Source organism: Kitasatospora cystarginea, assembly GCF_039533515.1.
Taxonomy (GTDB): domain Bacteria; phylum Actinomycetota; class Actinomycetes; order Streptomycetales; family Streptomycetaceae; genus Kitasatospora; species Kitasatospora cystarginea.
Window position 1 is genome coordinate 1 of sequence record NZ_BAAATR010000120.1, and the last position, 3,772, is coordinate 3,772.

Annotated in this window: 3 protein-coding genes; 2 read left to right on the forward strand and 1 reads right to left on the reverse strand. The window is 69.6% G+C overall.

Annotation, left to right across the window (positions count from 1 at the left end; genetic code table 11):
* Positions 1-105: 105 nt before the first annotated feature.
* Positions 106-1,014, forward strand: coding sequence for a LysR family transcriptional regulator (locus ABD369_RS40180; protein WP_344641591.1), 909 nt, complete (start codon positions 106-108; stop codon positions 1,012-1,014).
* A gap of 76 nt (positions 1,015-1,090) precedes the next feature.
* On the opposite strand, the gene ABD369_RS40185 is transcribed toward ABD369_RS40180, so the two are convergent.
* Positions 1,091-2,353 carry a hypothetical protein gene (locus ABD369_RS40185; protein ID WP_344641592.1) on the reverse strand — a complete coding sequence of 421 codons (1,263 nt, stop codon included), beginning with the start codon at positions 2,351-2,353 and terminating at the stop codon, positions 1,091-1,093.
* A gap of 389 nt (positions 2,354-2,742) precedes the next feature.
* On the opposite strand from ABD369_RS40185, the gene ABD369_RS40190 reads away from it, so the two are divergent.
* The gene (locus tag ABD369_RS40190; protein ID WP_344641593.1) at positions 2,743-3,750 is read left to right on the forward strand and encodes a transposase domain-containing protein; all 1,008 of its coding nucleotides are present in this window, start codon (positions 2,743-2,745) and stop codon (positions 3,748-3,750) included.
* Positions 3,751-3,772 lie beyond the last annotated feature (22 nt).

Consider the following 3,772-nt stretch of genomic DNA (forward strand, 5'->3'; position numbering starts at 1 on the left):
CGTCGGACCTTCGGCATGCCCCCACACCCGCACACGGCCACGACGCGTCACCAACGCCATTGACCCGGTTCAGGCGAGCCCAACTGAAAGGCGGAGGTTAACTCCGTGCAGAAACTCGACCCCCGGTTGCTCGCCACCCTCGAAGCCGTGGTCCGCCACCGCTCCTTCAACGCCGCCGCACGCGAGCTGGGCTACAGCGCGCCCGCCGTCTCGCAACAGATCGCCGAACTCGAACGCCGCGCCGGCCTCATCCTGATCGAGCGCCGCCCCGTACGCGTCACCCCGGCCGGCATGGTCCTCCTCGACGCCGAACAGCGCGTCCGAAGCGCACTGGCGGCGGCGTCCGTGGAACTCGACGCCATGCGTGCGGGCACTGCCGGACGGATCAGGCTCGGCGCCTTCGCCTCCGCCGCCGCCGGCATCGTCCCGCAGGCGCTGGCAGAGCTTCACGCGACCTATCCCGATGTGCAGGTCAGCCTCTCCCAAGTGGAGCCCGAAGCCGGCTACAGCCGGCTCAAACGGGGAGACATGGACCTGGCCCTCAGTTACGACTACGACTTCATCCCGATGCCACCGCCCCGGACGCTGCGCCGAACGCTGGTCGCACGGGACCCGGTCGTGGCGGTGGTCCCGGCCGACCACCACCTCGCCAACCGGGACGTCATCGACCTGGCCGGCCTCGCGGCCGAGACCTGGATAGCGGCTCCGGAGGCCGCGTTGCGCCTGGAACTGCTCGCTCAGATGGCCAAGACACCGGGCTTCCAGGCCCGCCTGGAATACGACGGCGACGACTTCAACACCGTGCTCGGCTTCGTGGCCGCCGGCCTGTGCGTCGCCGTCATGCCGCGGCTGGCCCTCCCCCCGGGGAGCACCCAGGTCGTGGCGCGCCCCCTCGCCGACCCGGAGCTGACGCGCTTCATCTACACCGTCCGCATCGACACCCGGCACGCCCCACGCGCCCTCCTGGGCCTGGAACGCATGCTCGCCGCGCAGGCACTGACCGCCCTCTCATGAGGCGGGGACAACGCCTCGACGAGTTCGGACCCGAACGTCGCCGGCCCGCCTGCGGGCCGGCCCTCCGGGCAGCCTCTCACCCCTCCGGTCGGACATTCCGGTCGGCGGTGAGCCGCTCCCGCCACTCGGCCACGGCGACGGGGGACATCGCCGCGAGACGGGCGATCACCTCGTCGTCCCGCCCGTCGGTCCAGCTGAGGACCCGGGTCAGGACGGTGTTCCGGACCAGGCGGACCTCCTTTAGCAACTCCTCCAAGCGCTTCAGCTCCTCCCCGGTGGCGGCAAGCGTGTCGTCGACCGCCGTCCTTTCCTCGGCCCGCTGTTGCCGCAGGTAGGCCGCCAGGCCGGTGAGGACCACACCGTCGTCGGCCGCAGCGCTGCGGAACGTCCCGGCGAGGTGGTCCAACACGCAGTCAGGGGCGTCGGCGAGACTCGCTCCCACGACCTTCGCGCCCTCCCAACTGCTCCGTCCGGCATCGCTGGTCCGCAGCCAGAGCCCGGCTTCGACCGGGGCGCGGTCGCCGCAAGCGGCCGCGCGGTAGGCGTACAGAGCCGCACGGTGACCGTAGAAGGTGTAGCCCTCCTCGATCTGGACGCCCGCCGGAGTGCACATGCGTCCCGGAACGCCGCCGTAACCGGAATCGGGTTCGTAAGTGGCGTAGGCGTCCAGCTCGGCGTCGGTAGCCGTCGCCCAAGCCGGATCGCACAGCTCCGGATTCCGGGCTAGGAAGTCCGCCACTTCGACCCGCCATCCGGGAACCGGGCTCATGCGGGGTTCGGACCAGGCCACCGTGCCCGTCGCATCGAGCGTGTAGAGGCAGGCCTGTTCGAGATCGGTCCAGGCCGTGGCAGCCTCGGCGGACCACTCCAGATCCCCGGCCGGGCCCACACGATGCAGCGAGCCGATCACCCGCTGGACCATGGGCAGGATCCGTCGGACCAGTGTGTAGAGCTCCTCGGTGCTGAAGAAGCGCCAGGTATCGGCGCCCTGCTCGTCGACGGTGCGGTGGGTGAGCAGGAGCGCGAACACGGCCGGGGAAGGCAGAGCGCCATCGCCGACCGCGGCCCGGCGGTGCCCCGGAAGCCAGGGGGCGGCGCCCTCGTCCTGGGTTCGCCAGTCGGTGTCCCCGAACCAAACGGCGCCGGTGGCGGCGTCGACGGCGAGCCACTGCTGGTAGCCATTACCCGGCCCGAACCGTTCTCGGTGGTGCTCGGCCCGCCGGTCGTGCCACACGTATTCCGCTGGGGGCGGATTGAGGTGGACGGCGACGAAACCGTCCTGCGGGGTGTACCCGACAACGACATGTGCAGTCGGTTTGCTGTTCTCGGTCCCGGACATGCGGCTCCCTCCGTGCCGGACCGTGGCGGATTCGCCACCGTGCGACACCGAGCCTGCCCTGTGGGAGCTGTTACGATCAAATCCGATCACTTGTGGACTTGTCGCCCAATGAAAGTTCGCACACGTGCGGACGCGACGGGGCTGACGACAGGCGATCGTGGAGCGCTGTCTGCGGTAGCCGGTGATCGTGTCGCTGTCGTCTCCGCTGTCGAGGTTGAGCTGCACGGAGGCGGTGGAGCGCATCATTGAAGTTTCCCCAAGGCCGAGTAGTTAAGGATTTCGGCCGGGGTGCAAGGCAAGGGTCGAGGTACACCGCAGTGCGCGGAACGCAAGCAACGCGGCCCCGTTGGAGCAGGTGTCGACCAAGACGCCCTGCCCGTGGAGCCGCGTTGTCTGTCCATTCTGCCTCGCCGCCTGCCCTGACCACCCTCACGCGGGAAATTACCCTGGCCGCAGGGCGTTTCGCTGCCGGGCACCTCGGGGGCCTGACCCCTTGGCTGCCCTTCGAGCTGGTGGACGCCGTCCTGGAGGAGACCCGTGCGGTCCAGCGGAGGCTGCGGGACCTGCCCTCGCGGGTCGGGGTGTACTTCCTCCTCGCGATGTGCCTGTTCCCGGAGGTCGGATACGAACTGGTGTGGGCCAAGATGACCGCCGCCATCGACGACCTGCACCCGGCACCGACCGCCAAGGGTCTGCGCGATCTTCGACGCCGGATCGGCTGTGCCCCGATGAAGGGCCTGTTCGAGGTGGTGGCCGGAGCGCTGGCCCAACCCCGCACCCCCGGAGCGCGGTTCGGCCCCTATCGCACGGTCTCCTTCGACGGCTGCAGTTCCATCAAGACACCCGACAGCGAGCGCAACCGGGCCTGGCTCGGGGGCTGCCCGCACCGCGGCTATCCCCAGATCGAGTTGATGACGCTGGTCGAGACCGGAACCCGCTCGGTGATCGGCGCGGTGTTCGGCCCCACCGGGGTAGGCGAGACTGCCTACGCCACCCGGCTGCTTCACCATCTGGGCCCCAGCATGCTGGTGCTGTGGGATCGCGGGTTCGACGGCAACGACTTCCTCGCCGCTGTCCACGCCACCGGCGCCCGGATCGTGGGCCGCCTCAATCAGCGCCGCCGCCCGCCGATCGGAAAGGCCCTTACTGACTCCTCGTATCTGTCGGCCATCGGCGGCGTCCCGGTGCGCGTCATCGAGGCCCAGATCAGCATCGCCTGCTCGGACGGCACCGACTTTGCCGGCTCCTATCGGCTGGTGACCACCCTGCTGGACGCCCGCCGCTACCCCGCCGACCGTCTCGTGCGTCTCTACCACGAGCGCTGGGGTGCGACACGAAGTCGCACGAGATTGAGTGAATTACCTGACAGGAGGATCGACTTGATGTCGACAGCGTAGTTCCGGGCCAGTGCTCAGGGCC

Excerpts from the sequence above, each read along its gene's own strand:
- ABD369_RS40185 (WP_344641592.1), bottom strand. The coding sequence starts at position 2,353 with ATGTCCGGGACCGAGAACAGCAAACCGACTGCACATGTCGTTGTCGGG.